The 26,339-nt window shown below is 57.2% G+C and carries 18 protein-coding genes and 2 tRNA genes; 15 read left to right on the plus strand and 5 right to left on the minus strand.

The window, feature by feature from the left end; genetic code table 11:
* Positions 1 to 25: 25 nt before the first annotated feature.
* On the minus strand, positions 26 to 325 hold the full coding sequence (locus VK574_RS19655; protein WP_472801577.1) for a hypothetical protein: 300 nt from the start codon (positions 323 to 325) through the stop codon (positions 26 to 28).
* A gap of 209 nt (positions 326 to 534) precedes the next feature.
* On the opposite strand from VK574_RS19655, the gene VK574_RS19660 reads away from it, so the two are divergent.
* A complete protein-coding gene (locus VK574_RS19660) occupies positions 535 to 1,230 on the plus strand; it encodes an AIM24 family protein (RefSeq protein ID WP_472801578.1) in 696 nt (231 codons plus the stop codon).
* A 94-nt stretch (positions 1,231 to 1,324) separates the two neighbouring features.
* Here the strand turns inward: VK574_RS19660 and VK574_RS19665 are convergent, their stop codons facing one another.
* Positions 1,325 to 1,837 carry a DinB family protein gene (locus VK574_RS19665; protein WP_472801579.1) on the minus strand — a complete coding sequence of 171 codons (513 nt, stop codon included), beginning with the start codon at positions 1,835 to 1,837 and terminating at the stop codon, positions 1,325 to 1,327.
* A gap of 127 nt (positions 1,838 to 1,964) precedes the next feature.
* Between VK574_RS19665 and dnaG the strand changes: the two genes are divergently transcribed.
* The 4 genes from dnaG to VK574_RS19685 all read left to right on the plus strand — a co-directional run bounded on the left by dnaG (position 1,965) and on the right by VK574_RS19685 (position 10,256).
* Positions 1,965 to 3,737 carry a DNA primase gene (dnaG, locus tag VK574_RS19670; protein ID WP_472801580.1) on the plus strand — a complete coding sequence of 591 codons (1,773 nt, stop codon included), beginning with the start codon at positions 1,965 to 1,967 and terminating at the stop codon, positions 3,735 to 3,737.
* 449 nt (positions 3,738 to 4,186) lie between these two features.
* Positions 4,187 to 5,875, plus strand: a complete 1,689-nt coding sequence (gene rpoD / locus VK574_RS19675; RefSeq protein WP_472801581.1) for an RNA polymerase sigma factor RpoD — start codon at positions 4,187 to 4,189, stop codon at positions 5,873 to 5,875.
* Between the two features lie 701 nt (positions 5,876 to 6,576).
* Entirely contained in the window at positions 6,577 to 8,028 is a 1,452-nt protein-coding gene (locus VK574_RS19680; RefSeq protein WP_472801582.1) for a GH1 family beta-glucosidase, read from the plus strand.
* A 131-nt stretch (positions 8,029 to 8,159) separates the two neighbouring features.
* A complete protein-coding gene (locus VK574_RS19685; protein ID WP_472801583.1) occupies positions 8,160 to 10,256 on the plus strand; it encodes a S9 family peptidase in 2,097 nt (698 codons plus the stop codon).
* Between the two features lie 4 nt (positions 10,257 to 10,260).
* Here VK574_RS19685 and VK574_RS19690 read toward each other — a convergent pair whose 3' ends face one another.
* Complete coding sequence (locus tag VK574_RS19690) at positions 10,261 to 11,145, minus strand: aldo/keto reductase (protein WP_472801584.1); 885 nt, start codon at positions 11,143 to 11,145, stop codon at positions 10,261 to 10,263.
* Positions 11,146 to 11,293: 148 nt separating this feature from the next.
* On the opposite strand from VK574_RS19690, the gene VK574_RS19695 reads away from it, so the two are divergent.
* On the plus strand, positions 11,294 to 11,776 hold the full coding sequence (locus VK574_RS19695) for a TM2 domain-containing protein (RefSeq protein ID WP_472801585.1): 483 nt from the start codon (positions 11,294 to 11,296) through the stop codon (positions 11,774 to 11,776).
* A 99-nt stretch (positions 11,777 to 11,875) separates the two neighbouring features.
* The gene (locus tag VK574_RS19700) at positions 11,876 to 12,874 is read left to right on the plus strand and encodes a zinc-binding dehydrogenase (RefSeq protein WP_472801586.1); all 999 of its coding nucleotides are present in this window, start codon (positions 11,876 to 11,878) and stop codon (positions 12,872 to 12,874) included.
* 4 nt (positions 12,875 to 12,878) lie between these two features.
* Here the strand turns inward: VK574_RS19700 and VK574_RS19705 are convergent, their stop codons facing one another.
* Together VK574_RS19705 and VK574_RS19710 are read right to left on the minus strand one after the other, a co-directional pair.
* A complete protein-coding gene (locus VK574_RS19705; protein ID WP_472801587.1) occupies positions 12,879 to 13,799 on the minus strand; it encodes a hypothetical protein in 921 nt (306 codons plus the stop codon).
* Between the two features lie 174 nt (positions 13,800 to 13,973).
* Complete coding sequence (locus VK574_RS19710; protein ID WP_472801588.1) at positions 13,974 to 14,258, minus strand: hypothetical protein; 285 nt, start codon at positions 14,256 to 14,258, stop codon at positions 13,974 to 13,976.
* A gap of 175 nt (positions 14,259 to 14,433) precedes the next feature.
* Between VK574_RS19710 and VK574_RS19715 the strand changes: the two genes are divergently transcribed.
* The 8 genes from VK574_RS19715 to VK574_RS19750 all read left to right on the plus strand — a co-directional run bounded on the left by VK574_RS19715 (position 14,434) and on the right by VK574_RS19750 (position 26,278).
* The gene (locus tag VK574_RS19715; RefSeq protein ID WP_472801589.1) at positions 14,434 to 15,966 is read left to right on the plus strand and encodes an FAD-dependent monooxygenase; all 1,533 of its coding nucleotides are present in this window, start codon (positions 14,434 to 14,436) and stop codon (positions 15,964 to 15,966) included.
* 121 nt (positions 15,967 to 16,087) lie between these two features.
* Complete coding sequence (locus VK574_RS19720) at positions 16,088 to 16,741, plus strand: ABC transporter ATP-binding protein (RefSeq protein WP_472801821.1); 654 nt, start codon at positions 16,088 to 16,090, stop codon at positions 16,739 to 16,741.
* A gap of 80 nt (positions 16,742 to 16,821) precedes the next feature.
* Positions 16,822 to 16,896, plus strand: a tRNA-Gly gene (locus VK574_RS19725).
* Between the two features lie 71 nt (positions 16,897 to 16,967).
* A tRNA-Cys gene (locus VK574_RS19730) sits at positions 16,968 to 17,042 on the plus strand.
* Between the two features lie 332 nt (positions 17,043 to 17,374).
* A complete protein-coding gene (locus VK574_RS19735; RefSeq protein ID WP_472801590.1) occupies positions 17,375 to 19,498 on the plus strand; it encodes a glutaminase family protein in 2,124 nt (707 codons plus the stop codon).
* Positions 19,499 to 20,193: 695 nt separating this feature from the next.
* Positions 20,194 to 21,513 carry an L-fucose:H+ symporter permease gene (fucP, locus tag VK574_RS19740; protein WP_472801591.1) on the plus strand — a complete coding sequence of 440 codons (1,320 nt, stop codon included), beginning with the start codon at positions 20,194 to 20,196 and terminating at the stop codon, positions 21,511 to 21,513.
* Between the two features lie 217 nt (positions 21,514 to 21,730).
* Positions 21,731 to 22,612 carry an ABC transporter ATP-binding protein gene (locus VK574_RS19745; protein WP_472801592.1) on the plus strand — a complete coding sequence of 294 codons (882 nt, stop codon included), beginning with the start codon at positions 21,731 to 21,733 and terminating at the stop codon, positions 22,610 to 22,612.
* 15 nt (positions 22,613 to 22,627) lie between these two features.
* Positions 22,628 to 26,278, plus strand: a complete 3,651-nt coding sequence (locus tag VK574_RS19750) for an ABC transporter permease/M1 family aminopeptidase (RefSeq protein WP_472801593.1) — start codon at positions 22,628 to 22,630, stop codon at positions 26,276 to 26,278.
* Positions 26,279 to 26,339: the final 61 nt, after the last annotated feature.

Raw genomic sequence — 26,339 nt, forward strand, 5'->3', positions numbered from 1 at the left:
TCAACCGCGAACACGGTTTCAGCGACTACTTTTTCTTGATCAGCTTGCCGATGCTTTCGGGTGGGCCATTCAGGTTTCCATCGCTGTCGAGGGTGAGTTCCATTGTCTGAGGGCCACAGGTGAGCGTGACTTTGCTGCCGCTTTCGTCATAGGTGCAATCGGTGCCGACCGGCCCGGAAGCGAAGACCGCTTTCCCGCTGGACTGGAACGCAATGGAGATGGGGAACGACTCGTAGGTATTCCCTTTTACCTTGCTACCGCATGCGGTAAGAGTTATGCAGAGCAGCCCGATGGCCACTCCCGCAAACAGGCTTTTGGTTTTCATTTGCCCTCCGGGGAAATCGGACGATCGAATGACGGGGAGATGTCAAGCACTCTAAATAGCGAATGCGGTGCTTGCAAGCGGGTTTTTCGGTTGATGGTGGTTTGCTGACTTCGAGTCTCCCAAGGCTTTCAAATTGGCGGCTTGGTGTGGGACGTATGCTTGAGCACAGAGCATAGATTCTGAATGATCTTCAAGAGGAAAGGTGCAATATGCAGACACCCGTTCTGAAACCGTCTGCCGCGCGTAACGAAACATTTGCCGGCGTAACTTACCACATCGAAGGGGACCTGGTTCCGGTATTGCGTCTTGAGTTGAAAGACGTCCCGGTCTATTTCGAGCACTACGTCCTTCTGTGGAAGGACCTAAATGTGCAGATCGGTGTGCGACCGATGGCTGGCGGAATGAAACGCATTCTTGCCGGCATGCCTTTCTTTCTGACGGAAGTGCGAGGGCCGGGCCAGATCTCCTTCAGCCGCGATGGAGCGGGGCAGATTTTCGCGATTCACTTGGGCGCGGGCGAACGAATCGACATGCGGGAACACCAGTTTCTGGCAGCGACGGGAAACGTTGAGTATGGATTCATGCGCATGAAAGGCGTTGCGAATATGTTGCTCGGCGGCACCGGCTTCTTTGTCGATCACTTTACTGCGCAACACGGGGACGGGATTGTCTGGGTGCACGGATATGGCAATGTGTTCGAGGTGACGCTTGCGCCCGGTGAAAAGATTGACATCGAGCCGGGCGGATGGATTTACAAAGACCCGTCGGTGACGATGGAAACACAGTTTCAGAAGTTTTCGACGGGACTGTTTGCCAGTGCGGCCAGCTTTGTGTGGAATCGGTTCACCGGCCCCGGCCGCGTGGGAATCCAATCGATGTACGTCCATATGCCGACGGCGGAGTAGTTTCGGGTCTGAAATAGAGGCAGTCAACGCCTGTCCGCGAGAGTTCGAGGGCATCTCGCGGAGGACGCCAAATTCCAATGGACGGCAGGAATCGCTAGGACTTGCCTTCGTCTGCTGATGGACCATAGATCGCCGGAACAGTCTCGCCAGTGAGACGCAGGTAGACCGTCAACTGGCCGCGATGGTGGGCCATGTGATTGATCACACCTTCACGAATGGCTTCATAGCGCGACTGTTCCATCATCGGTTTGCCAGCGGACAGCATGCGCCACTTTGTGTTGAACAGGCGATCGTCTGTGGTATTCCGAAGGATCTCCTTGCCCTTCTGAAGGCTGGCCTCGAGTTGCTGAAGCAGATCCTGCCGGGTCTTCCATGGTTGGGGCGCGAACTTCGGGCCTCCGGGTGGGTTGATGTCGATCTCGTCCATGTTCACGACCATTTCGATCCATCCGGGAGTGGTAGCGACGATGGTTGCGAGCCGGCCGAGGGGCATGGACCGGTCGTGGGGCTTCCAGTCGTTCTTTCCTTCGGGGACATGCTCAAGGGCTTTGCGACTTCCGATGGCTTCGTGGTCAAGTTCTGTAATCAGGAGCTCGGTGATTTTCACGGATCATTACCTCACGTTCGGAATTGGATGCACGAGCCGGGATAGGAGGATTGTTGATGTGGTTTGAGACTGGAAGTGCACAGGCTTGAAGATTTGGTCGGGCTATCCTTGACTACAGATTCCACCCGTGTCAGATTTCGCACAAAGCGTGAAGCAGCAGGTCGACATCGTCAAGGTGATCGAGGGGTACATCCGTCTGCGTAAAGCGGGTGCGCAGAATTACTCGGGGTTGTGCCCGTTTCACAAAGAGAAATCACCATCGTTTAGCGTGCACGCGGTGCGGCAGTTCTATCACTGCTTTGGGTGCGGCGTGTCGGGGGACGTGTTCTCGTTTGTGGGCAAGATCGAGAACGTGGGATTCCCGGAAGCTGTGCGGATCGTGGCGCAGAAGGCTGGGATTCCGTTGCCGAAGAGGGAATTTTCTTCGCCGGAAGAAGCTGCCGAGGCACGCCTGCGCGGCAAGTTGCTGGACCTGAACGAGGCGGCGGCGAACTGGTTTGAGGAACAACTACGCGGGCCGGAGGGGGCGCTGGCGCGCGAATACCTGGCCGGGCGGGGAATGACACCGGAGGGGATCAAGCTTTTCAGGATTGGCTATGCGCCTGACGGCTTTGGCGCGCTGCGCGACAGGTTAAGCGGGATGGCGGATGAGGCGACGCTGCGGGCGTCGGGGCTGTTCAGTGCAAAGGAACAGGGCGACGGGACAGAAGGCCGTATTTACGACCGGTTCCGAAAGCGCGTGACGTTTCCGATCTCAAATGAAAGCGGGCGGGTGATCGCGTTTACTGCGCGCACGCTGGAAACGGGTGAGAAAGCGGGCGCGAAGTACATCAATTCGCCTGAAACGCCGCTTTATATCAAGGGGCAGGTGCTGTTTAACCTCGATAAGGCCAAAAGTGCGATCCGGCAGGCCGGTTATGCGTTGCTGGTTGAAGGGCAAATGGACTGTATTTCGCTGTTTTTGCGCGGGATTCAGCATGTAATTGCCACCAGCGGAACGGCTTTTACCGAGCAACAAGTGGCGATTCTGAAGCGGCATACCCAGAATGTGGTGGTTAATTTCGATCCCGACGCGGCAGGAGCGAATGCGGCGGAGAAGTCCATTGCTTTGTTGACCGAAGAGGGATTCAACCTGAAGCTGGTGACGCTGGAGGGGGGCCTCGATCCGGACCGGTTCATTCGCGAACGGGGGGTCGAGGCCTATACGCAGGCCGTGATGGGCGCGCGGCGGCAATCGGACTATCTGATTGAGCGCGCGCGGCAGATGTTTCCGGGAGCAGCGGCGGACCAGAAGCTCAAGGCCATGAATTACTTGTTGCCACATATCCGGCGGATTCCACAGAAACTGGTGCGGGATCAGTTTGCGATGGATGCGGCGCAGAAGCTGGGGATCGACTCTGCCGTGTTGCGTGAGGAGTTGCGGCAGGCTGCGCTGAAGCGGCGGGATCGCATCGAGGTGCGGGCGACAACCCTGACGGAGGTGGAACGGGTGCTGCTGCGGGCGCTGTCGATTACTGACCCCGAGCACGAGGAGGCGCGCCGGACCGCGGCGGATGCGTTGATGCGGCAAGCCCAGTGGTTTGAGGCACTTGGTGTATTCGATGCGCTGAGGGCGCTGGCCGAACGGGGCGTGCGAGACCCGATGGATGTGGTTGATGATTCGGTGCAAAAGGCGTTGCTTGCAGAGGCTTTACTTGCGGAGAATGAGCCTCCGTCGGCCGACACGGTCATTGGAGCGATCGTGAGCCTGCAACAGAGGAAGATCGAGGCGGAATTGCGGGATTTGCGGGCGCAGATCCAGGAAGCGGAGCGGCGGGGCGACTTTGCCGAATTGGCCGTGCTGACGCAGAGGAAGCTGGAGCTGGATCGCGCGCTAAGGCAGTTGCGGGGCCCGGCTTAGGGCTAAAACTAAGCGCAAATATTGATTTCTTTGAGCCACTTTAGAGACGAAACACGTCTAAAACTATAGGAAACAGCGGGGCAGACGTGGGAGTTTGCCCGATCCGGAGTTTGACAGGCGGGGATTAGCAGTTACCTGCGGAGAATCCGGGTTGAGATTTCGTCGTTTATCGGCGGAATCAATTGTGTTAATCTATTGATCTCTGTGAGGATGCGCGCCCCCTTTGCCCCACATATGAGCTTCGGCTCGCGGGCGACCAGGCGAAACCTGAAGCGCGATCATCCTGCTCCGAGCGATTACTTCAGGCCGCTTTTTTCATGCGGGGGACGGGAGTCCGTTCCGCGAACGCGCAGGTTTGGACATCCAAATCTTGTTGCACGCGAAACGAGCTCCGCACTGGCGCGCGACCCGGTGCTAAAACTTGATCGTGCTGGAGAGTAGGAACCGTTTTGGCCATCAACGACAAATTTGAAGACGACATCACTAACCTGATCGATACCGGTAAGGAAAAGGGCTACCTGACCTACGGCGATGTCAATGACATGTTGCCGGAGGACATCAGCACATCTCCCGATGATATCGACGATCTGATGACGACGATCGGCAGCCAGGGTATTGATCTGCTGGACGCGCCGAAATTCGGCGCAGAGAAGGATTTTGAGCTCGAAGAGGGCGAAGACGTCGAGCTTGATCTCACTCCGGGAACCCTTGAGAAGACGAATGACCCCGTCCGCATGTATCTGCGCGAGATGGGTACTGTGCCGTTGCTTACGCGCGAAGGCGAAGTGGAGATCGCCAAGCGAATCGAGCGCGGCCAGATGCGCGTGTTGAAAGCGATTTCGCGCTCGCCGATTGTGATTCGCGAGATTGTGGCGCTGGGTGAAGACCTCAAGCGCGGCGTGCGCAACGTGAAAGAGGTTGTGGTCTTCGACGAAGAGGAACTGACCGAAGACGTGGTCCAGGCCCGCGTGCGTTCGACGGTTGCGCGCATCGATGCGCTCGTAAAGCACCAGAAGAAGATCGCAGGTTTTGAAGAGAAGCAGGCCGCGGCGAACAGCAAAACTAGCCAGAAAGAGCTGCGCAAGCTGCGCTGGCTGATTGCGCGCGAGAAGGTACTTGTATCGCGGATTGTGCGCGAGCTGAAGTACACAGGCCTGGAACGCAAGCGGCTGCTCGATAAGGTCAACAAGACCGTCGACACCATGCGCACGCTGGAGCGGCAGATTCGTTCGCTGGATCAGAAGTACGAAGCTTCGAAGAGCGATGAACTGAAGAAGGAGTATCGCCGGCAGCAGAAGAACTGCAAAGTCGACCTTGAGAAGATCGAGGGAGATGCGGGCGTTTCGATTGTCGAACTGAAACGCACGCAGCGCGAGATGATCCAGGGCGACATGGACGCCGAGCAGGCGAAGCGGGAACTGATTGAAGCCAACCTTCGACTGGTGGTTTCAATTGCAAAGAAGTATACGAATCGCGGACTGCAGTTCCTCGACCTGATTCAGGAAGGCAACATCGGCCTGATGAAGGCGGTGGACAAGTTCGAATATCGGCGCGGATACAAGTTCTCGACGTACGCGACGTGGTGGATTCGCCAGGCAATTACGCGCGCAATTGCGGACCAGGCGCGCACGATCCGTATTCCTGTGCACATGATCGAAACGATCAACAAGCTGATCCGCACGAGCCGGCAGCTGGTGCAGGAACTGGGACGTGAGCCGTCGAGCGAAGAGATCGCACGGCGCATGGATATTCCTGTTGCAAAGGTGCGCAAAGTGCTGAAGATCGCGCAGGAGCCGATTTCGCTGGAGACGCCGATTGGTGAAGAGGAAGATTCGCACCTTGGCGATTTCATCGAGGATCGGCAGGCAGTTTCGCCAAGCGAAGCTGTGATCAGCGTGAACCTGAAGGAATATACGTCGCAGGTTCTGCGCACGCTGACGCCGCGCGAGGAGCGGGTGATCAAGATGCGCTTTGGGCTGGAAGACGGCTCGGAGCACACGCTGGAAGAGGTGGGCCAGAGCTTCCAGGTCACACGCGAACGCATCCGGCAGATCGAGGCGAAGGCGCTGCGCAAGCTGCGTCATCCGTCGCGGTCGCGCAAGCTGAAGGCGTTTGTAGACGGCGTCAAGGAAATGTAGTCAATAGCAACCGGAATCCTTTATAAGCCGCAACCGAATGGTTGCGGCTTCTTGCCTTTTTCAGCGAATGCGAATTCGAACAGGTTTGGCCTGGATATGTCCCATCACCATCATTCCGCGAACTTCGGGCAACCGGGCGACCTCTTCGATCCGGTCTTGCGCAGATAGATACTCAGCTCGTCCTTCGTAGGTACCGGCCGATTTGCTGATTTTGGTCAGAGTTGTGCGCCAGATCCTGCTCTCTCCCGGTTTCAGAAGCACGTATTGCTTCAGCAACTCTGAAGAAGGTCTGATCCAAAGAGATGTTCGAAGGCGCAGCTCTTCATTGAATCGGACGCTCGACTTCCTTGCAACGTGACAATATCCGCGGAAAAACCAGACTCGCAGTTCTCATCAAAATCAGTTGATTTGCGCCACCCGATGGGTTCAACCCCAGGGCCGCTGCCAAAAGCCCGGGAACTGAAATGATGGCGCATGCAATTGGATTCACATACACTTTGACACCGAAATGGGGAAGATAGTTCGCGTGTAAGCAGGCGAACAGCTTTGTCTTCAAAGGCCGCAGCCGTAAGGTTACGGCCTTTGATTTTCTAGACAGAATGAGTCTACAAACGGCGCATCGAAAGGTACGCGCGGGATTTCACTTGCCAAGTATGGAAATGGTCTGCTAAAACGATTTTGCTCATGTTTGGAGGATAAGAATGAGATCGATTTCACGCCGTCAGTTTGGAAAGAGTGTGGCTGCAGCGGCTACTGCGGTCTATACCGGTGTTTCGTTGCCAAGGTTTGCTTTTGGAGAGCCGCGGCCGGCGCCGCTTGAATATCCAAAGGGATTTCTGTGGGGATGTGCGACGGCGGCATACCAAATTGAAGGTGGCGCAAAGGATGATGGGCGCGGCCCGTCGCTGTGGGACGTGTTCTCGCATACGCCGGGGAAGACGCACAACGGCGATACCGGCGATGTCGCGGACGATTCCTATCACCTCTACAAACAGGACGTACAGCTACTCAAGAATCTGGGCGTGAGCGTCTACCGCATGTCGATGTCTTGGTCACGGGTGTTTCCGACCGGCAAGGGCGAGGTAAACCAGAAGGGGTTGGATTACTACAGCCGCGTAGTGGATGAGTTGCTTGCCAACAACATTACGCCATACATCACGATGTTTCACTGGGACACGCCGGCAGGACTGCAGGGCGGATGGCAATCGCGCGATACGTCGAAGGCGTTTGGGGATTATTGCGCTTACGTGACGAAGCACCTGGGCGACAAGGTGAAGCACTGGATGACGACGAATGAGTTCATTTGCTTCACGGACCTCGGCTACAAGATTGGCCAATTCGCGCCGGGATTGAAATTGCCGGCGGGCCCGGTAAATCAGATTCGGCATCATGCCATCCTGGCGCATGGGCTGGGCGTGCAGGCGATTCGTGCGAATACACCGACCGGCACGCAGGTGGGACTAGCGGAGAATGCGGTGGTGGTGGCGCCAGTGATGGAAACCGCGGAGCACATTGAGGCCGCACAAAAGGCAACGCGCGACACCAATGCGCCGTTCCTCACGACTTTGCTGGACGGAGAGTATCCGGAGAGCTATCTCGCACGGGAGGGAGCGAATGCGCCGAAGGTTGAAGAAGGCGACATGAAAGCCATCGGCAGCGCGCTGGATTTCCTGGGTGTGAATATCTATGTGCCGCTGTATGCCCGTGCGGATGGATCGGCGCAGGGATACGCGATGGAGCCAATGCCATCTTCGTATCCCCACATGTTCTCGCCGTGGATCAACCTTGGCCCGGAATGCATTTACTGGGGCGTACGCAATGTGTGCGATATCTGGAAGGAGAAGGTGCCGGCGATATACATCACTGAAAACGGCACGTCCTCAGATGATGTGCTGACGCCGGAAGGACACGTAGAGGATGTCGATCGCGTGATGTATCTGCGCAATCACCTGACGCAGTTGCATCGCGCGGTGAAGGAGGACTACCCCGTGAAGGGCTACTTCCTCTGGAGCCTGCTGGACAACTTCGAATGGGCCGACGGATATTCGAAGCGGTTCGGCATTCATTACGTGGACCTCAAGACGATGAAGCGGACGCCGAAGTTGAGCGCGGAGTGGTACAAGCAGACGATTGCTTCCAACAGAGTGGAGTAGGTCTGGAGAACATGGAGCGAGAGACCCGCGGCCTGAGGGCTGCGGGTTTTTCTTTTGCACGCGAACGGCGTGGATCATTCGACCTCGGTTTCAGCGGGGTATACTGCGAGCAATTCTGAAGGAGATTCCCCGTGAGCCGCTTTTTGATTCGCATTTTCGGGTTGGTTGCCGTGATTGTGTGGTTGTCCTGTGCGTGTGAAGGCCAGACGGCCGCGAAGGCGCCAACGATTGACCAGTCGCTGGAGATGTATGGCGTGGGGTCACCAAAGATTTCGCCGGATGGAAAACGTGTTGTCTATGAGCAGACGCGGACGAACTGGGATGCCAATGCGTTTGAAACGGATCTTTGGATTGCGGACGTGGCGACCGGCGAAAGGCATCAGCTTACGACAACGGGGCACTCGTGCAATCCAGCGGAGTGGTCGCCGGATGGAAAGTGGATTGCTTTCATTTCAGATCGACCCGGGACGCTGCCGAAATCGCCTGCAGAGAAACGACAGTTTTGGATCATGCCTGCCGATGGGGGCGAAGCGCAGCAACTGACGAAAATGGAGAAAGGCGTCGGTGGTTTTGACTGGGCTCCGGATTCGCAGAGGATTGCGATTTCGGCGGAAGCTCCGGAGCCGAAGCCGATGAAGGATCGCAAGGATTCGTTCGGCGATTATCACGTGATTCACGCGGATTACGAAATAGAGCACTTGTGGCTCGTTGATCTGCCGAAGGCGGATGATGCAGGACGCGTGAGCGCGGTGGGCGAGCCGAAGGAAATCACGAAAGAGGACTCATTCAGCGTGGAGGAGTTTTCGTTTTCGCCGGATGGGACGCGAATAGCATTCAGCGCGGCACGCGATCCTGATTTGATTTCATCCTTCTCGAAAGACATCTACGTCGTGACGGTGGCGGACAGCGCGGTGAAGAAGATTGTCGACACGCCTGGCCCGGATTCCGATCCGCAGTGGTCGCCGGATGGGAAGCAGATTGCGTATGTGACTACGAATGGAGAGAAGTATTTCTTCTACGCGAATCAAAAGATTGCGGTGGTCGATGCGGTAGGCGGAATCCCGCGAGTGGTAAGCGATGCCTTCGATGAGGACCCTGGCCTGCTGAAGTGGGCGCCGGAAGGGATTTATTTTTCCGGCTTGCAGAAGATGAGCTCGTCGCTGTACCTGCTCAATCCTACCAACGGGAAGTTGAAGAAGATGGAGATGCCTCGAAGCGAGATCGCAGGGGCGTTCACGTTCTCGAGAGACTTCAAACAGGTGGCATATCGGGGTGCGGGAGCGAATGAGTATGGCGAAATTTATGCGAGTGCGGTGGCGGCGGGCTCTCCCGCGAAGCTGACCAATGCGGGCGCGCAGGAGACCGGATTCACAGTTGCGAAACGCGAGGTGGTGCGGTGGAAGTCGGGCGATGGGACGGAGATTGAAGGCGTGCTGTACAAGCCTGCGGACTTTACGCCGACGAAGAGGTATCCGTTGCTGGTGGTGATTCACGGCGGGCCGACGGGGATCGATATGCCCTTTGTAAGCGCCGATCGATACTACCCGATCGAGCGCTTTGTAGCGAAGGGTGCGCTGGTGCTGCGGCCGAACTATCGCGGGTCGGCGGGATACGGCGCGAAGTTTCGCGCGCTTAACGTGCGCAACCTGGGCGTGGGCGACTATGCGGATGTGATTTCGGGCGTGGATTATTTGATCGCGCAGGGATATGTGGACAAGGACAGCGTGGGTTCGATGGGATGGAGCGAGGGAGGATACATTTCGGCGTTTATTACGACTTCGAGCGACCGGTTCAAAGCGGTAAGCGTGGGAGCGGGAATTTCAGATTGGATGACGTATTACGCGAACACTGACATCACGCCGTTCACGGTGCAGTATCTGCGGGCGACACCATGGGATGATCCGGAGATTTACAAGGTGACGTCTCCAATCAGCTATATCTCCAAGGCTAAGACGCCCACGCTGATTCAGCAGGGTAGCGCGGATAAGCGAGTTCCGGTTCCCAACAGCTTCGAACTGCGGCAGGCACTCGAGGATCATGGTGTTCCGGTGAAGATGGTGCTGTACGACGGGTTCGGACATCCGATCAACAAGCCCAAGCAACAACGCGCGGTGATGGAAGAGAACGAGAACTGGTTCGGGCATTACATCTGGGGCGATCCGCTGGCCCCGGCGCTGACGCCGCGACCGACCGAGAAGAAAGATGAGAAGGACGCAGCTGCAAAATAGTTCGCTACGAGGGCTGCCGCAAGGCGGCTTCAAGTTGGGCCCATGCATCGGGGACGATCTGGAGCGATGCAACGGCAATGTTCTCTTCGAGGTGCTTGACCTGGGATGTGCCGGGGATGGGCAAGATAACAGGCGAGCGATGGAGGAGCCATGCGATTGAGAGTTGCGCGGGCGTGGCGTTGTGGCGTGCGGCGAGTTCCGCCAGGGTCCGCGCGAAGGGATGGTCCGGCTTGAGCAGTTTGCCGGCGGCGATCGGGTACCAGGGCAGGAAGGCGATTCCGTGCTGCTCGCACCATGCAAGGGTCTGCTCGTGGCGGCAGTCGGCGAGAGAGTAGCGGTTCTGCACGCTGACGATGGGGACGATCTGCTGTGCCTGCTCGATCTCTGCGGGTGTGACTTCGCTGAGTCCGATGTGGCGGATTTTTCCCTGGTCCTGCATCTGTTTTAGCGCGCCGAGGGATTCTTCCAGCGGGGTGCGTGGGTCGATGCGGTGGAATTGATAGAGCTCGATCCGCTCAAGCTTGAGGCGGCGCAGGCTCATTTCGACACATTGAATCAGGTAGCCGGCGCGACCGACGTATTCGGTCTTCGCGGGGCCCTGGCGGGTGATGCCGCCCTTTGTGGCGATGACGAGGTCCGCCGGGTAGGGGTGCAGCGCCTCACAGATGAGGCGTTCGGCGATTTCGGGGCCGTAAGCGTCGGCTGTGTCGATCAGGGTGACGCCGAGTTCAACGGCACGGCGTAGGACGCGGCGGGCTTCCTGCGGGTCGTTCGGCTCACCCCACGCGCCTTCACCGACGAGGCGCATGGTTCCGTAACCGAGGCGGTGGACGGGGAGATCGCCGCCGATGTAGAAGGTGCCGCTCGCGGAGGCGGTGGGTATGGTCATGATGGCTATGCTAAAGGAAGGGGATTGGGGATTAGAGACCACGGATTAGAAAAGGCGGCATCGCGGCCTGCTGTCGGGGTGACGGTGGGGAACTCTGAGGGCGCTGGGTGCGTATGGTTTAATGCAAGGAACGCTTGGAGATGCAGCCATGACGACCGCCCCTTATGTAAACGCGCAAGCCGTGTTTTACCAGCAATACGAGCATGTGCGGCGCGATGAGGTTGTGGGGATATTGCTGGCACTTTTTCTGGGCGGGTTCGGGATACACCACTTCTATCTGCGGCGGACAGGGTTGGGCATTCTGTATGCATGCTTCTGCTGGACACCGTTTCCGTGGGTGATGGGGTTCATTGAGTGCTTCTTCATGCCGGGGCGGGTGCGGGAGTTTAATGCGATCCAGGCGGCGGGGATTGCGGCGGCGCTGGGGATTACGATTCCGGGTTATGGTCAGCCCATCAATGTGACGGTGAATGTGCCGCCGAGTGGTGTGGCAACGGCTTCTGAGGCGCCACCTTATACGCCGGTCAGTGCACTCGCCCAGCGGGGAACGCTGGTGGCGTGTCCGAATTGCCAAAAAACGAATCTGGCTGGGGTGCGGTTCTGTTCGGGGTGCGGGACGGCGCTTCAATAATCGACCCGGACTTGGCGCGCTAAGAGGAGATACATTCAGTTTCCCGTACGGGCTTCGTCTGCTTAAACTCCTTGCATCGAAATTCAGAGAAGGAAACATGTGTCAGCTACATATCGCGCGGTGATGTTGACGAAGAAGGGAGGACCCGAAGTCCTCCAAATCGTCGAGCTTCCGATCGAGGATCCCGGCCCAGGCAAACTTCGCGTTAGGGTCAAAGCGGCCGGCGTAGGCGCCACGGACTTGATCATGCTGAAAGGGAATTATCCATTTGCGCCGAAAATCCCCTTTGTTCCAGGCTATGAGGCAGTTGGAGTAGTCGATGCGGTTGGTCTTGGTGTCACTGGCTTTGTTCCTGGCCAGCGCGTTGCCGCGCTCACGGTCTACGGCGCCTTTGCGGAATTCCTTATTCGAGAGGCCGAGCACTTTCTACCAGTACCGGATGCTGTTTCGGATCGTGACGCAGCAGCCGTGATCCTTAACTATGTGACTGCTTGGCAAATGATTCACCGCGTGGCGAAAGTGCAACGTGGCCAAACGGCCCTGGTCACTGGAGCTGCTGGGGGAGTGGGAACAGCCGCGCTTCAGTTACTACGGATTGCGGGAGTGAAGACCTATGGCGCCGCATCAACGTCCAAGTTCGACATCTTGCGCTCACTTGGCGCAACGCCAATCGACTACCGCAAGGGGCGGTTAGATCGCCTTACACGTGGCTTTGAGCCCAAAGGTGTGGACTACGTGTTCGATGCAGTCGGTGGCGCGAATATTGGCCCGTGTATCGGCGCGCTGCGCAAGGGCGGGATCGCGATTGGATTTGGTTTCATGGGCGCTCCGGGAATTCTCTCCAAAGTGTCGATGTTCGTCAATCTATTCATTGGCGCACGCCTTCGTGGCCGGCGAGGGGATTTCTACGGCATCAGTGCGCTCTACAGAAAAGACCCGAAGCCTTTGCGGGAGGACTTGCCCAAGATCTTTTCATTGCTCGAGGAAAAGAAGATTGATCCCTTGATCACGCACAGCTTCAGGCTTCTTGATGCAAGGCAGGCCGTCGAACTCCTGGCGGGCGGATCCGTGCAAGGCAAGATCGTGTTGATCGGCTAACACATTACATATTGGCGTGGCCGGAGCGCATGGACTCGTTGAACTGAGGCTTGGTGAAGTTCAATGCGGCGTCGCGGAGGGCTTCGTACTCGGGGGCGCGAGCCATCAGTTGCGGCGTGGCGGCGGCATACTCGCCATCCAGAGTCATCAGGCCTTCGCCTGCTTCGTGCCCGGCCATGCGCAGTAGATCCTGTTCTGTCGTGTTCAGATACTGGCCATCGCGGGGATCAGAGATCCATACGGGCTTGCCGTCGCCGAGAACACCCGAGAGCCAGTAGACCTTGCTGAGCAGATACTTCAAACGTTCCTGGTCGTCGGTCTCGGTGAAGAGGAACTTCTTTTGCCAGCGGCTGTAGAAGCGCGTAGTGACGGGGACGGGCTGGCGATTGCCGGACTTGAGGAATTCGAGCTGGCCGAAATCGACGGTCTTGCGAATTGCGTTGTAGACAAAGGTTTCCGCGTAGGGCTGCTCCATTGCAGGCACGATTTCAGCAAAGGTGACGGTGACCGACGCGGCAACCTTGGCATGTAGATTGAGCGTGCCGCCGTCGGCGAGCAGGATTTCGCCGTGGACGATATAGGTGTCGGAGCCCGAAGTGGAGCGGTGGAACGGCCACTGGAATTTGCCAAAGGCGAGGGGGAGTCCGCCAAGAGTGACGTAGCAATCCGGACGCGGGTTGCGCAGGCGCTTTGCTTCCGCGGCGAGATGAGCGGCCATCTCCGGCAGCAGGTTCGGCTTGTCGTAGTCGAAGGCCTCGGTCAATTCGAGTTGCAGGCGGCGATCGTCAAGGCCGGGGAGGCCGAGGTGGAAGACCTGGGTCGGTTGGCCATTGAGGTCGGATGCCTCGGAGGTGGAAACGAGCTTGAGGCCTGCCTTTTCGGCGGCCGATTCAATGGAAGAGACGAGATTGGCTTTCGATGTCATGAACAGAACCTACTGTGGAGTCGTTGCTTATCCAGTTTATTGCATGGGACAGGAATCCCGAGGATGGGACGCGGCAATCGTGGATCGGCGATCAGGGAAACCGGCTCCTAAGCGGGACCCAACGGTCCACACTCCCGAGCGGAGCCAGGACGGGCAACCAGCCTCAGTGCCGGCTTACATGCCTGGAATCCAGATTTTGCCGGCGCGGATCAGTTCCGTTCCTACGGGGATGGGGAGCAGCTCGTCGGAATTGCAGTAGAAGTCGAGCCCTTTGTAGCTGGTGAGGTACTGATACTTGGTTTTGAAAAATCCGCCTTCGGCCGTGACGACAAGAGGATCCTTGGCACGCGCCAGGATTTTAAGAAAATCCTCGGGCTCGACCTGGACGATTGCGCCTGAGGCTTTGACAGCGTTTGCGACGGCTGCAGCGGCTGCAGCGGCTCCGGCACCAGCGGCCATGCGGGATTCCTCCTCGGTCTAGTGCGACGATTCTAGCAAAGCTTGACGAATGGGCGGGGGCGGGCAGGCCGCTGGGATGCTGCCTGCGATGGCAAGGACGGCATCTCAAGAGAGGTAGAAGAAACGGAAGTGCCTGAAGGCGAGCACTGACCCGGGATGCGCAGGAGCAGAAGGCATGGCGAGCAAAAAAGTTCTGATTGTGGGTGCGGGGCCGACCGGTATGACGGCAGCTATCGAATTGAAACGCATGGGGATGGATGTGCGCGTAGTCGATAAGTGCAATCATCTGGCACAGCACTCGCAGGCGCTGGTAGTGCAGGCTCGGACACTGGAACAGTTTCAAAGGTATGGGCTTGCGGACACGGCGATCGCGCACGGGCGCAGGCTGCGTGAGGCAAAGTTCTACAGCGAAGGCAAGTTGATTGTTGACTTCAAGCTGGATGGTGTAAAGAGCCCCTATCCATTCGCGCTGTTTATTCCGCAGTCGGAGACCGAGTCCCTGCTGAACGGTTATATGGAGGCTCTTGGGGTAAAGACGGAGCGCAACGTTGAGTTGATTTCTCTCAAGCAGGACCCTGAACTCCGGGCGACGCTGCGGCGCGCGGACGGCCAAACCGAAGAGGTGTCGCCGCGCTGGCTGATCGGTTGCGATGGCGCACACAGCGTAGTTCGCGAGAAGACGGGAACGGTCTTTGAAGGCGCCAGGGTGGGGTTATCGTTCTTCCTCGCGGATGCGGAGATTACAGGACCGGATGTTCCGCAGGATGAGCTATCGCTGCACGTGAGCCGCGGGAATGTCGTGTTTCTGGCGCGCCTGACAGACAAGGTCGTTCGATTGATTGTGGCATTGCATGAACAGCCGAAAATCGACAGCGATCGAGAGTTGACGGTCGAGGATTTGCAGGGGATGGTGGACCGAGTGGGGGTTCGAATTCAGATCCATTCCGCGGAATGGATGACACCGTTTCACGTCACCGACCGGCAGGCGAAACATTACAGGGTTGGGAACGTCTTTCTGGCAGGCGACGCCTCGCACATTCACTCACCAGTTGGCGGGCAAGGAATGAACACGGGAATTCAGGATGTTGCGAACCTGGCATGGAAGCTTGCGGCGGTGGTGCGCGGGGCCGACGACTCGTTGTTGGATAGCTACGAAGAGGAACGAGGTGAAGTAGGGAAAGCTCTTCTGCGGTTTACGGAGCGGGGCCTGAAGCTTGCGACGATTTCGAATCCGGTTATCGAAAAGCTTCGAGATACTTTTGCGCCGATCATCGTGCGGCTGCCGGCGGTGCAAAGAGGTGCAGTGGGATTCGTATCAGAGACTGCGATTGAGTATCGTTCGTCTTCGATTGTTGCGGACTTCGGAAGCGACGGGCATCTGCGAGCCGGCGATCGCCTTCCGGACCTGCCTTTACGGAATCGAATAGTGCGATCGAGGCTACTAGAGGATTGGACTGCGCCAAAGCATCGCGTGTTTGGGCTGAATCTCGATAAGGACGACATCGAAACCATGAAAAACGAACTACGCGACGCCGACGCTGATGTCGTGTCGGTGGCCACATCGGATTTCTACGATGATGGAAGGCGGCTGCTCGGCGATGACGGAAAGATCTTTGTCCTGCGCCCGGATGGGTACGTGGGGTTCAGGTCGCGAATGGGGTTTCAGGCGGAACTGATGAATTATGCGCGCCGGAATGCGTTTGCCTGATCGGAGCGTCCCGGATAGCCAAGCGTATGCGACAGTTACAATAAATGCTGTGCAGGCAGACACTTCGATTCCTATCATTGTTGCCGAAAATCTGAGTAAGGTTTACGCCGCGGGCCGGATCATGGTCGCTGCCGTGCGTTCTGTTTCCTTTGAAGTGAAACGGGGCGAGTTTGTTGCGATTGTCGGGCCTTCAGGGTCGGGGAAATCGACACTGTTTTATCTGCTGGGCGGCCTCACGAGGGCCAGCGAAGGCAAGGTTGTAATCGATGGAGTGGACTTTGCGAGCCTGAGCGATGGGGAACGGACGCGGCTGCGCAAGCACAGGATTGGTTTCGTCTTCCAGAAATTCAACCTGCTGCCGACACTTTCCGCCATGGGAAACCTCGAAATTGCCTACACGGTGAGTGGCCGCAAGGAACCGATGGATCGCAAGTACCTGGAACATCTGAGCGATCTGTTGTCGATTCGGGGACGGCTGGAGCACCGGCCGTCAGAATTGAGCGGCGGTGAGCAGCAGCGGGTGGCGATTGCACGGGCGCTGATCACAAGGCCGTCGATCGTGTTGGCTGACGAACCGACGGGTAACCTGGATACGAAGAACTCCGATGCAGTGCTGAAGATGCTGATGCGGTCGAATCGTGAACTCGGCCAGACGACGCTGATGATTACACATAATCCGGAGGCGGCGGCGATTGCCGGGCGCGTCCTGCACATGCGGGATGGGGAGATCATCAAGGTGGAGAAAGGGTTGGGCGCCCAGGGAGGCTTCGCCTGAAAGGCCGGCGGGGCTTGGGCGAAGCAGTTTCAGCGGTTTGACCCGTTTTGAGCCTCCCGGTATACTCAACCTTGCAGTAAGCGGGAGTAGCTCAGTGGTAGAGCATCGCCTTGCCAAGGCGAGGGTCGCGAGTTCAAATCTCGTCTCCCGCTCCAAATCGCCCTCCGGCGCCAGCCGGGTTGGCTACGGCGATATGGAGCGCTGAATAAAAGACAGCCCTGCCAAAGGCGCGGTACCCAAGTGGTAAGGGAGAGGTCTGCAAAACCTTTATGCGCCGGTTCGATCCCGGCCCGCGCCTCCAAACCCCTCAATAACTTACGTTGAATCATCCACAAACCCGATTCCGTCACGGTCGTAACTTTCGTGGGAACTGCATGCATCTTGCCACGTTTTCGCGCTCACTGAGCCATCCTGACCTGACCCCCTCGAAAGAGAGGATGGATGTGCGAAATTTGATTCTCGCTTTCCTGTTCTGCCGGATGGCACATTTGTTTCCCATAGATCTTCGTGCCAGTTGAAGGGCAGTTGACCGCGCATGCTCCGTTTCGGTGAATTATGTTGGATAGTTGGACAAGCGGAAGTCCACGACGACGGGCTTGAAGTCGGTTGGATCAAACCAAAGGGAAATTGCATATGAAGGCCATATTTTCGATTGCAGTCTCAGGCGTTCTGCTCTTCGGTGGGATGGCCGGTCAGTTCTTGAAGGCAGAGGATGCGGCTCAGACCCTGCGCGCCCCGGCAACTCCCCTGATTGTTCACGATCCATATTTCAGCATCTGGTCGATCGGCGACCGGCTCACAGATAGTTCGACTCGACATTGGACGGGCGCGCGGCAGTCATTGAATGGGCTGATCAGGATAGATACAAAGACCTGGCGCTATCTGGGCGACGCGGACGGAGACATTCCGGCATTGACAGAGACGCATCGCGAAATCACGCCAACACGCACGATGGTCACCTTGCAGTCGCCGGAGATCGAGTTGAAACTGACGTTTCTTACTCCGGCTTTTCCCGAGGAACTTGCCGTGCTGGCGCGGCCCGTTACCTATCTCACCTGGGATGTGAAGTCGCGCGATGGCGCCACGCACAATGTCGCACTCTATTTCGATGCGGATGGCAACATGGCCGTCAATCGTGCGGATGAGACGGTGACGTGGTCGCGCGCAGAGATCCAGGGAATGCATCTGCTGCGGGTTGGCAGTTCAAAGCAGCCTGTACTTGAAGATTGGGGCGACGACGTTCGGATCAACTGGGGCTATTTTTACCTGGGGATTCCTGGCACAGAGGATGCAGTCTGCGCGGCCGGAAACCAGGCCTATCGAGATGATTTCGCTAGGACCGGAAAGATTCCTGCAGAAGATGACCTGGATCAGCCGAGAATGCCGCAGAGTCGCTATCCTTCTCCGCCGGCGTTGAATGTCGTGTTGCCGCTCGGTGCTGTGGGCGCAACCGCTGTGACGCGTCACATGCTGCTGGGTTATGACGATATGTATTCGGTGGAGTACATGCGGCAGAGGCTTTTGCCGTATTGGCGCAAGGAGTTCTCGAATTTCAGCGCGTTGATGGAGGGAGCCGAGCGCGATTACCCGTCAATGCGGCGCCGCGCCGAGCAATACGATGCCGATTTGACGCGGGACCTGCTGCAAGCCGGCGGACCGGAGTACGCGGCGATTGCCACTCTGGCTTTTCGGCAGGCAATCGGCGCGCACAAACTCGTCGAGGACGATGCGGGCGTTGCCTTCTTCATGCCCAAGGAGAATTTCAGCAACGGCTCGATCTCGACGGTCGATGTACTTTACCCCTCGTCGCCCATGTTTCTGTTTTTGAATCCCAAGCTGGTCGAGGCGCAGCTTGAGCCCGTAGTGCGTTATGCAGAAAGCAGCCATTGGAAGTTTCCTTTCGCACCACACGACCTGGGAGTCTACCCACTTGCAAACGGACAGCTCTACGGTGGGGGCGAGGTAAGCGAAGAGGATCAGATGCCTGTTGAAGAATCGGGCAATATGATTTTGATGTTTGCCGCGCTCGCGCATGCAGAAGGCAATGCGACGTACGCACAGCGCCATTGGCCAGTACTGACCAAGTGGGCGGAGTTCCTGCTGGAAAAGGGATTCGATCCGGAAAATCAATTGTGTACGGATGACTTTGCCGGACATCTGGCGCATAACACCAATCTCTCGATCAAGGCGATTGAGGCGCTGGCAGCGTACGCGCAGTTGGCCGACAAACTGGGAGATCATGCGGCGGCTGCGAAGTACGGGAGCGCGGCAAAAACCATGGCCGCCAATTGGGTGAAGATGGCTGCGGATGGAGATCACTATCGACTCGCGTTCGATAAGCCCGGGACGTGGAGCCAGAAATACAACCTCGTCTGGGATAGCATTCTGGGCCTTCACATGTTTCCGCAGGAAGTAGCCGAAAAGGAAGTGGCGTTTTACAAGGCTCACCTGAACGCCTACGGCCTGCCCCTGGATAATCGGGCAAAGTACACGAAGCTCGACTGGACGATCTGGTCGGCGACGCTTGCGACGGATGCGGCCGATTTTCGAACGATTGCGGCGCCGATCGCCGCTTTTCTTGACAAGACCCCAGACAGGGTGCCGATGACGGACTGGTACGACACCGTGACGGCGAAGCACGTTGGCTTTCAGGCGCGCTCCGTCGTGGGAGGCGTCTATATCAAGATGCTGGCCGACCCCGCGTTGTGGAGCAAGTGGGCCGGTCGCGCAAGTCGAGATCCGCACTCGGGGGATTGACCAGGATCCTTGAATTCAAACCGGCCAGCCACTCCATGTTGGTTGTCTTCAGGCGGATGCAGACCCGGGCATCCCCTTCAAGAAACTTCGGCATCCAAGCGGCGAGTTGACAGTTGCAGAGGATGGCGACGGCAACACCGGTGCGGTGTTTTTTGATTCGTCCGTCGTTGTCGATAAGCACCTGCTATAGGAGTGGATGTGCCACGGCTTCCCATAGATGATTTCGCAGCAATGCGCCGGAAGGAAATCGCGGAACCGGAAGAAGGAGATGAAATGCTGAACCTCAAATGGATATTGATCGCCGTTGGAGTACTTGTGCTTGGGAGCGCAGCGGTGTCGCTTGCCCCCGATATTCGTCGCTACGCCAGAATGCGGGCGATGTAAGCCGGCTGATCTCCTTGTTCGACAGCGGTGCGAAGGTGAGTTAATGCGATGGGAATGCCCTTCGTCGTCATTCGTTCAATATTCTCCGCAATTTGTCCTTTCTCGTTTGAATGAGCGAATCCCGCCTCCGAGTCCATGCCGGAGTCGGCCCCGCCTCTGTATCCCTGGATTCAACACCGTACAAGGTCCTGCCCCTCTTGCCCTTCGTGCCGCCGGCATGGCAGAGTTGATGTTTCGTGTTCGCTTGTGACGCGGCAGGAGATGCCCTCCGACGGCGAGCTCAAAGAATCAAGCGCAAGAAGGGATCGTTAATGTCCGTCAGTTCCACTGAAGAAATGCCGGCAGAGCCCGTTCAGCCTCGTTTGATCCCTCATGGAGTGTTGATTCCCTTCATGCTGGTGACGGCGTTGTTTTTCCTGTGGGGAGTTCCCAACAACCTGAACGACGTACTGATCCGCCAGTTCATGAAGTCGTTCGCCCTGTCCCGTTTCCAGGCCGGGCTAGTGCAGTCAGCTTTCTACATGGGCTATTTTCTTCTGGCGACTCCCGCGGCGCTGCTGATGCGGCGTTTCGGGTATAAGTCCGGTTTTATCGTGGGGTTGTTGCTGTTCGGCATCGGAGCCTTCCTTTTCTGGCCGGCTGCCATCATCGGTCGCTACCCATACTTCCTTGCAGCGCTGTTTGTCATCGCCAGTGGTCTGGCTTTTCTCGAGACCGCGTCGAATCCATTCGTCGCGCAGATGGGTGATCCCCAATCCGCCGCGCGACGTCTCAACTTCGCCCAGGCCTTCAATCCGCTTGGTTCGATCACCGGCGCATTGATGGGCACCGTGTTCATCTTCTCGGGAATCGAACTCAGCGGTTCGCAAGTGGCCGCAATGCAGGCCACGAATACCTACACGGCCTATCTGCGCGCCGAGACCATGCGCGTCGTCGCGCCCTACATGGTTCTGGGTGCCATCACGATTGTCTGGGCGGTGCTCATCGCACTCACGCGCTTCCCTGTCGTGGCCGGTGAACACCAGCCTGAGGGAGAAAGCCACGGAAGATTCCGGGACCTTCTCGGCTATCCCACATTTCTCTTTGCCATCTTCGCTCAATTCATGTACGTGGGCGCACAGGTCGGCACGTGGAGTTACTTCATCCAGTATGTCCAGGACTCGACGCATCAGCATGAAAAAATCGCCGGCTACCTGCTCACAGGAACACTGGCGGCATTCGGCGTTGGTCGCTTCGGATCGTCGGCGATTATGCGCTATGTGCGCCCCCATCGCTTGATGGCTCTCTACAGCGTGATCAACATCGTTCTTGTCGGCGTCGGCGTTCTTTTGCCCGGATGGGTCGGCCTCTGGGCCATTTTCTTTACCAGTTTGTTCATGTCCGTGATGTTTCCTACCATCTTCGCGCTGGGGATTGAAGGCCTCGGCAAGAACACCAAGATTGGCGGCTCTCTCATTGTCATGTCCATTGTCGGCGGAGCCGTACTCACACCGCTGATGGGATGGATCTCGCAGACGACCCATCGCATCTCGCTGGCTTACTCGGTGCCGCTCATCAGCTACTGCGTCATCCTCGTCTATTCATTGATGTGGCGACGGATGCAGGCAGCAGAGACGTCAAATCAGCATTGAGCCGGTTATGAACGCGATAGACAGTGAGAGCCTTCCTTGCACTGAATGTCCGCACGATTCAAGTTCTCCGGCTGTCGCAGCGCCGCACGATTCAGTTCAACCATCCCCCAGTGGGCGGTATCTGGCTGACCTATCAGTGTGATAGCATGACCGCTAAGTTCCCCCGTCCTTTGTCAAAATCAGGCATATCCACATATCAGGCAGGAGGTCAACAGCCTTGGCTCTCACCATCTCTGGTCTCTCGAAGACCTACCCCAACGGTGTGAAAGCGCTCCAAAACGTTTCTTTGACAATCGGAAACAACATGTTCGGCTTGCTCGGTCCGAATGGCGCGGGGAAAAGCACGCTGATGCGCACCGTGGCTACGTTGCAAGCGCCCGATGCCGGCAGCGTGAGCCTCGACGGTTTGGATGTTCTCTCGAACAAGACGGAAGTCCGCAAGCTCCTCGGATATTTGCCCCAGGAATTTGGCGTGTATCCGAAGGTCTCGGCGCTTGACATGCTGCATCATCTCGCCGTGATGAAGGGCATTACCAAGAAGAGCGAGCGCAATGAGATTGTCGACGCGCTTCTCAATCAAACAAATCTCTGGGACGTTCGCAAGAAGTCGCTCGGCACCTACTCGGGCGGTATGAAGCAGCGCTTTGGAATTGCACAGGCCCTGCTCGGCAAGCCCAAGCTGATCATTGTCGATGAACCCACGGCGGGCCTCGATCCCGCGGAGCGCAACCGGTTTCTCAATCTGCTTAGCTCCATCGGACGCGATGTCATCGTGATCCTCTCCACGCATATCGTCGAAGACGTCCGTGAACTCTGCCCGCGCATGGCGATCATTGCGAACGGGAAGGTTCTGCTGGAAGGCTCCCCAACGGAGTCGCTCGGCGCGTTGCGTGGAAAGATCTGGTCGAAAGTTGTCGCCAGCGACGATGAATTGAAAGCGCTCGAAACGAATCTGCAGGTCATCTCAACGCACTTGATCGCGGGACAGCACGAGGTTCGCGTTTTCTCTGATGCCGATCCCGGAGACGGATTCAAGCCCTCTGAGTCCGAACTGGAAGACGTCTACTTCCTCAGTCTTTCCCGTCACGCGAAGAACTAAAGCACGGAGAGCGCCATGCGATTGTTTCTGGAATTCTTCAACTTTGAACTGAAGTTTCGTTTCAAAAGCATTTCGACTTATGTGTACTTTGCCATCTGGTTCGCCTTCAGTTTTCTGTGTATCGCCTCGGAAAACTTTGGCCCGATTGCATCCGGCAATGGCAAAGTGCTGCTCAACGGACCCTATGCAAACATCTACAACGATGTCTTTGCCTCATTCTTTGGCCTGATCATCATCGGCGCGATCTTCGGCACTTCGATTCTGCGAGACTTTCAGCGCGATACCACGCAGATCCTGTTTACAAAACCGATCACTAAGTTTGCCTATCTTGGAGGGCGATGGGCCGGGTCGTTCCTTGCAACCGCATTCGCATTTTCCGGCCTGATCTTCGGTGAGTTGCTGGGGACCCTGGCGCCCTGGGCAGACCACACCCGCATCGCGTCAACCCACCTGTCGTGGTATCTGGCGCCGTTTATCTCCACCATCCTGGTGCAGGTCTTTTTCATCGGATCTCTGTTCTTTATGGTGGCGGCGCTAACCCGTCGCATCTTCATCGTCTACGTGCAGGGTGCTGGTTTCTTGATCTTGTACCTCATCGGTCTGGGTGCCTTTTCTGCGACCCGCAGCACGGCACTCTTCTGGCCCGGCGTCTTCGACCCCGTCGGCGTTATTCTCAATGACTCGATCACGCGCTACTGGACGGTGGTTGAGAAGAATACTCTTCAGTATTCATGGTCGCTCCACTCTGCCGGCGGAGTATTCTTCTACAACCGGATTCTCTGGATCTGCGTTGGTTTTGTGACTTTGGGGCTATTGTGGAAGTTCTTCCCCATGTCCCTCGAGGCGCTCACAGCCCGCACCAGCAGCAAGCGTGCCCGCATTGCGCTCGAGCAGGACGAAGAGTTGAATCCGGTCCGTAGCCGAGCCGTTGCAAGAATTCCACTTGTGCAGCAGTTCTTCGGTATAGGCACCTCGACTGCGCAATACCTTTCCTTGACCCGCATGCGCGTGCAAAATATCGTACGCGATGTTCCCTTCTGGGTGCTCCTCGTCCTGATGGCCGGGGTGGCCCTCAACAACGGGCACTACGCGGGGCGGGTCGAAGGCATGAATGTCTGGCCCGTCACTTACCTGATGCTGCAGTCAGTCGAGGGCGGAGCAATCATCTTCCTCTACATTGTCTCCACGTTCTACGCAGCCGAACTCATCTGGCGTGAGCGCGACACACGCTTCGAGGGTATCCACGACGCGCTCCCCATGAAGGAATCGACAGACTGGCTCTCAAAGCTCACGGCGCTCTGCGTGGTGGAACTCGCACTGCTTACGATCGCGGGATTCTGCGGAATCATCATGCAGACCATTGCCGGCTACCATCATTACGAACTGCTGCAGTATGCGAAGGAACTCTATGTCGTTACGTTCCCGCAGATTCTCACCTTTGCGCTGCTAGCGATGTTTGTGCAAACCGTCGTGTCTAATAAGTTCATCGGCCACGGCATCGTCATTGCTGCCTTTCTATTACAGGCAATACTTTTCAACTTCGGATGGGAGAACACACTCTATCTCTTCGGAGCCACTCCACCGTATACATATTCCGATATGAATGGCTACGGGCACTTTGTCCAGCCGCTGCTCTGGTCGCTTACCTATTGGCTTTCGATAGCCGCTCTTCTCGGCGTCGTCTCCATCGGGCTCGCCCGCCGGGGCGCGGAAGACTCGCTGCGTGCGCGGTTGCAACTGCTGCGTCAGAATGCGCTCGGGCTTGCCCCGACAGCCGTGATCCTCTGTCTACTGGCCGTGGGCAGCGGGTGGTGGTTCTACTACAACACCCATGTGCTGAATGAATTCCTGACCAACAAGGACCGGCGCGTTATCCAGGCAGACTACGAAAAGACCTTCAAGAAATTCGAACACCTGCCGCAGCCCAAAATCGTCTCAGTCGATGCACTGATCGACATCTATCCTGAACGCCGTTCCTTCAGCGGAACAGGCCACTTCGTGCTTCAAAACAAAACGGCGCAGCCCATCGCGCAGATCCATCTTACGGATGCGCAGCAATCGATCTCGAACGTAGCCTTCGATCGCCCCTTCCACATCGCCTCAGCAAGCGCGCGCAATCTCTACGTGATTTACGCTCTCGACACGCCACTTGCGCCCGGCGAGACGATGAACATGACGTTCAACGTGGTCAAGGAGAGCCGCGGCTTCATGGATGGACACGAGCGGGCCGAACTCGCCTACAACGGAACATTCTTCGACTCCGGATATTTCCCGAGCATTGGCTATAGCGCAGATAACGAACTGAGCGATCCCCGGCGCCGTCGCGAAGAACATCTCGGTGCGCAAGAAGTGCTTCCCAATCGCGGGGATCCCGTCGGCAGCGTTACCAACCTGTTTAGCCCGCAGGCCGATTGGGTCCACTACCGCACCACCGTCAGCACTTCGGCCGATCAGATCGCCATTTCGCCGGGCTACCTGACAAAGGACTGGGTCGCCAACGGCCGCCACTACTTCACCTATGACATGGGAGACGTTCAGACTCTCGACTTCTTCTCTTTCATCTCCGGTAAATTCGAGGTTACGCGCGACTCGTTTCAGGGCGCCAACGGCCCCATCGCCATCGACGTCTATCACCTGCCTTCGCACACCTTCGACGTGCAGGATATGATCGACGCCTCGAAGGCCGGACTCGCATTCTACGAGAAGGCCTTCAGTCCTTTCCAGTTCAAGCAATATCGCATCCTCGAGTTTCCGCGCTACCGCGGTTTCGCGCAGTCGTTCCCCAACACCGTTCCTTTCTCCGAGAGCATCGGGTTTATCGAGCGGATGGAGAAACCTACCGATATCGACTTCACTTACTTTGTTACCGCACACGAACTTGGGCACCAGTGGTGGGCGCATCAATTGATCGGCGGCCGCGTTGCCGGATCAAACATGATGTCGGAAACGTTGGCCGAATACTCCGCGCTGATGACGATGCGGCACCGTTACGGCGATGACCATATGCACAAGTTCCTCAAGTACGAACTGGATCGGTATCTGCGTGGACGTGGCGCCGAGGTTCGGCGCGAGGAGCCTCTTGCCCAGGTGCAGCAGGAGGCGTATGTCTGGTACCAGAAGGGCGGCCAGATCATGTACGCGTTGTCGGACTACATCGGGGAAGACAAGGTAAACCTGGCGCTTCATAACTTTTTGATGCAGTACCGCTACGCCAACGCCGGCACCAGCCAGTCCGGTCCCTATCCAGACACACGCGAACTGGTTGCAGCTTTGCGAGCACAAACCCCAACCAACCTTCAGTACTTTATCGACGACTCGTTTGAGAATATTGTGCTTTATAACAATCGTGTGGAGTCAGCGACTGTGACGCAGACGCCGGACCACAAATTCAAAGTCACACTGGTTATTGAGGCGCACAAGATGAAGTCCGATGGTAGCGGAAATGAGACTCCCGAAAAGATGAACGATCTGATCGATATCGGGGTCTTCACCGGTCCGCGCGACAATGAGAAGCCTCTCTCCCTGCAGAAGCAATGGGTGCACGACGGCAAGCAGACCTTTGAAATCATCGTCGATAAGATGCCCGATCGCGCGGGAATCGACCCGTTAAACAAGCTTATTGACCGCGATGCGGACGATAACGAGACGGATGTGACCAAGCAATAGCGATGTTCGTTGAACAGCAATCGAGCGATCTGGAGGAGGATCCCTTCTGACCGCCGTGGTA

It is taken from the genome of Occallatibacter sp. (genome assembly GCF_035317045.1).
Classification (GTDB): domain Bacteria; phylum Acidobacteriota; class Terriglobia; order Terriglobales; family Acidobacteriaceae; genus Telmatobacter.

Bases quoted from the DNA above. Each gene is read 5' to 3' on its own strand.
- VK574_RS19655 (WP_472801577.1), bottom strand. From the start codon at position 325: ATGAAAACCAAAAGCCTGTTTGCGGGAGTGGCCATCGGGCTGCTCTGC.
- VK574_RS19660 (WP_472801578.1), top strand. From the start codon at position 535: ATGCAGACACCCGTTCTGAAACCGTCTGCCGCGCGTAACGAAACATTT.
- VK574_RS19680 (WP_472801582.1), top strand. From the start codon at position 6,577: ATGAGATCGATTTCACGCCGTCAGTTTGGAAAGAGTGTGGCTGCAGCG.
- VK574_RS19690 (WP_472801584.1), bottom strand. From the start codon at position 11,145: ATGACCATACCCACCGCCTCCGCGAGCGGCACCTTCTACATCGGCGGC.
- VK574_RS19695 (WP_472801585.1), top strand. From the start codon at position 11,294: ATGACGACCGCCCCTTATGTAAACGCGCAAGCCGTGTTTTACCAGCAA.
- VK574_RS19705 (WP_472801587.1), bottom strand. From the start codon at position 13,799: ATGACATCGAAAGCCAATCTCGTCTCTTCCATTGAATCGGCCGCCGAA.
- VK574_RS19710 (WP_472801588.1), bottom strand. From the start codon at position 14,258: ATGGCCGCTGGTGCCGGAGCCGCTGCAGCCGCTGCAGCCGTCGCAAAC.
- VK574_RS19715 (WP_472801589.1), top strand. From the start codon at position 14,434: ATGGCGAGCAAAAAAGTTCTGATTGTGGGTGCGGGGCCGACCGGTATG.
- VK574_RS19720 (WP_472801821.1), top strand. From the start codon at position 16,088: ATGGTCGCTGCCGTGCGTTCTGTTTCCTTTGAAGTGAAACGGGGCGAG.
- VK574_RS19735 (WP_472801590.1), top strand. From the start codon at position 17,375: ATGAAGGCCATATTTTCGATTGCAGTCTCAGGCGTTCTGCTCTTCGGT.
- fucP (WP_472801591.1), top strand. From the start codon at position 20,194: ATGTCCGTCAGTTCCACTGAAGAAATGCCGGCAGAGCCCGTTCAGCCT.
- VK574_RS19750 (WP_472801593.1), top strand. From the start codon at position 22,628: ATGCGATTGTTTCTGGAATTCTTCAACTTTGAACTGAAGTTTCGTTTC.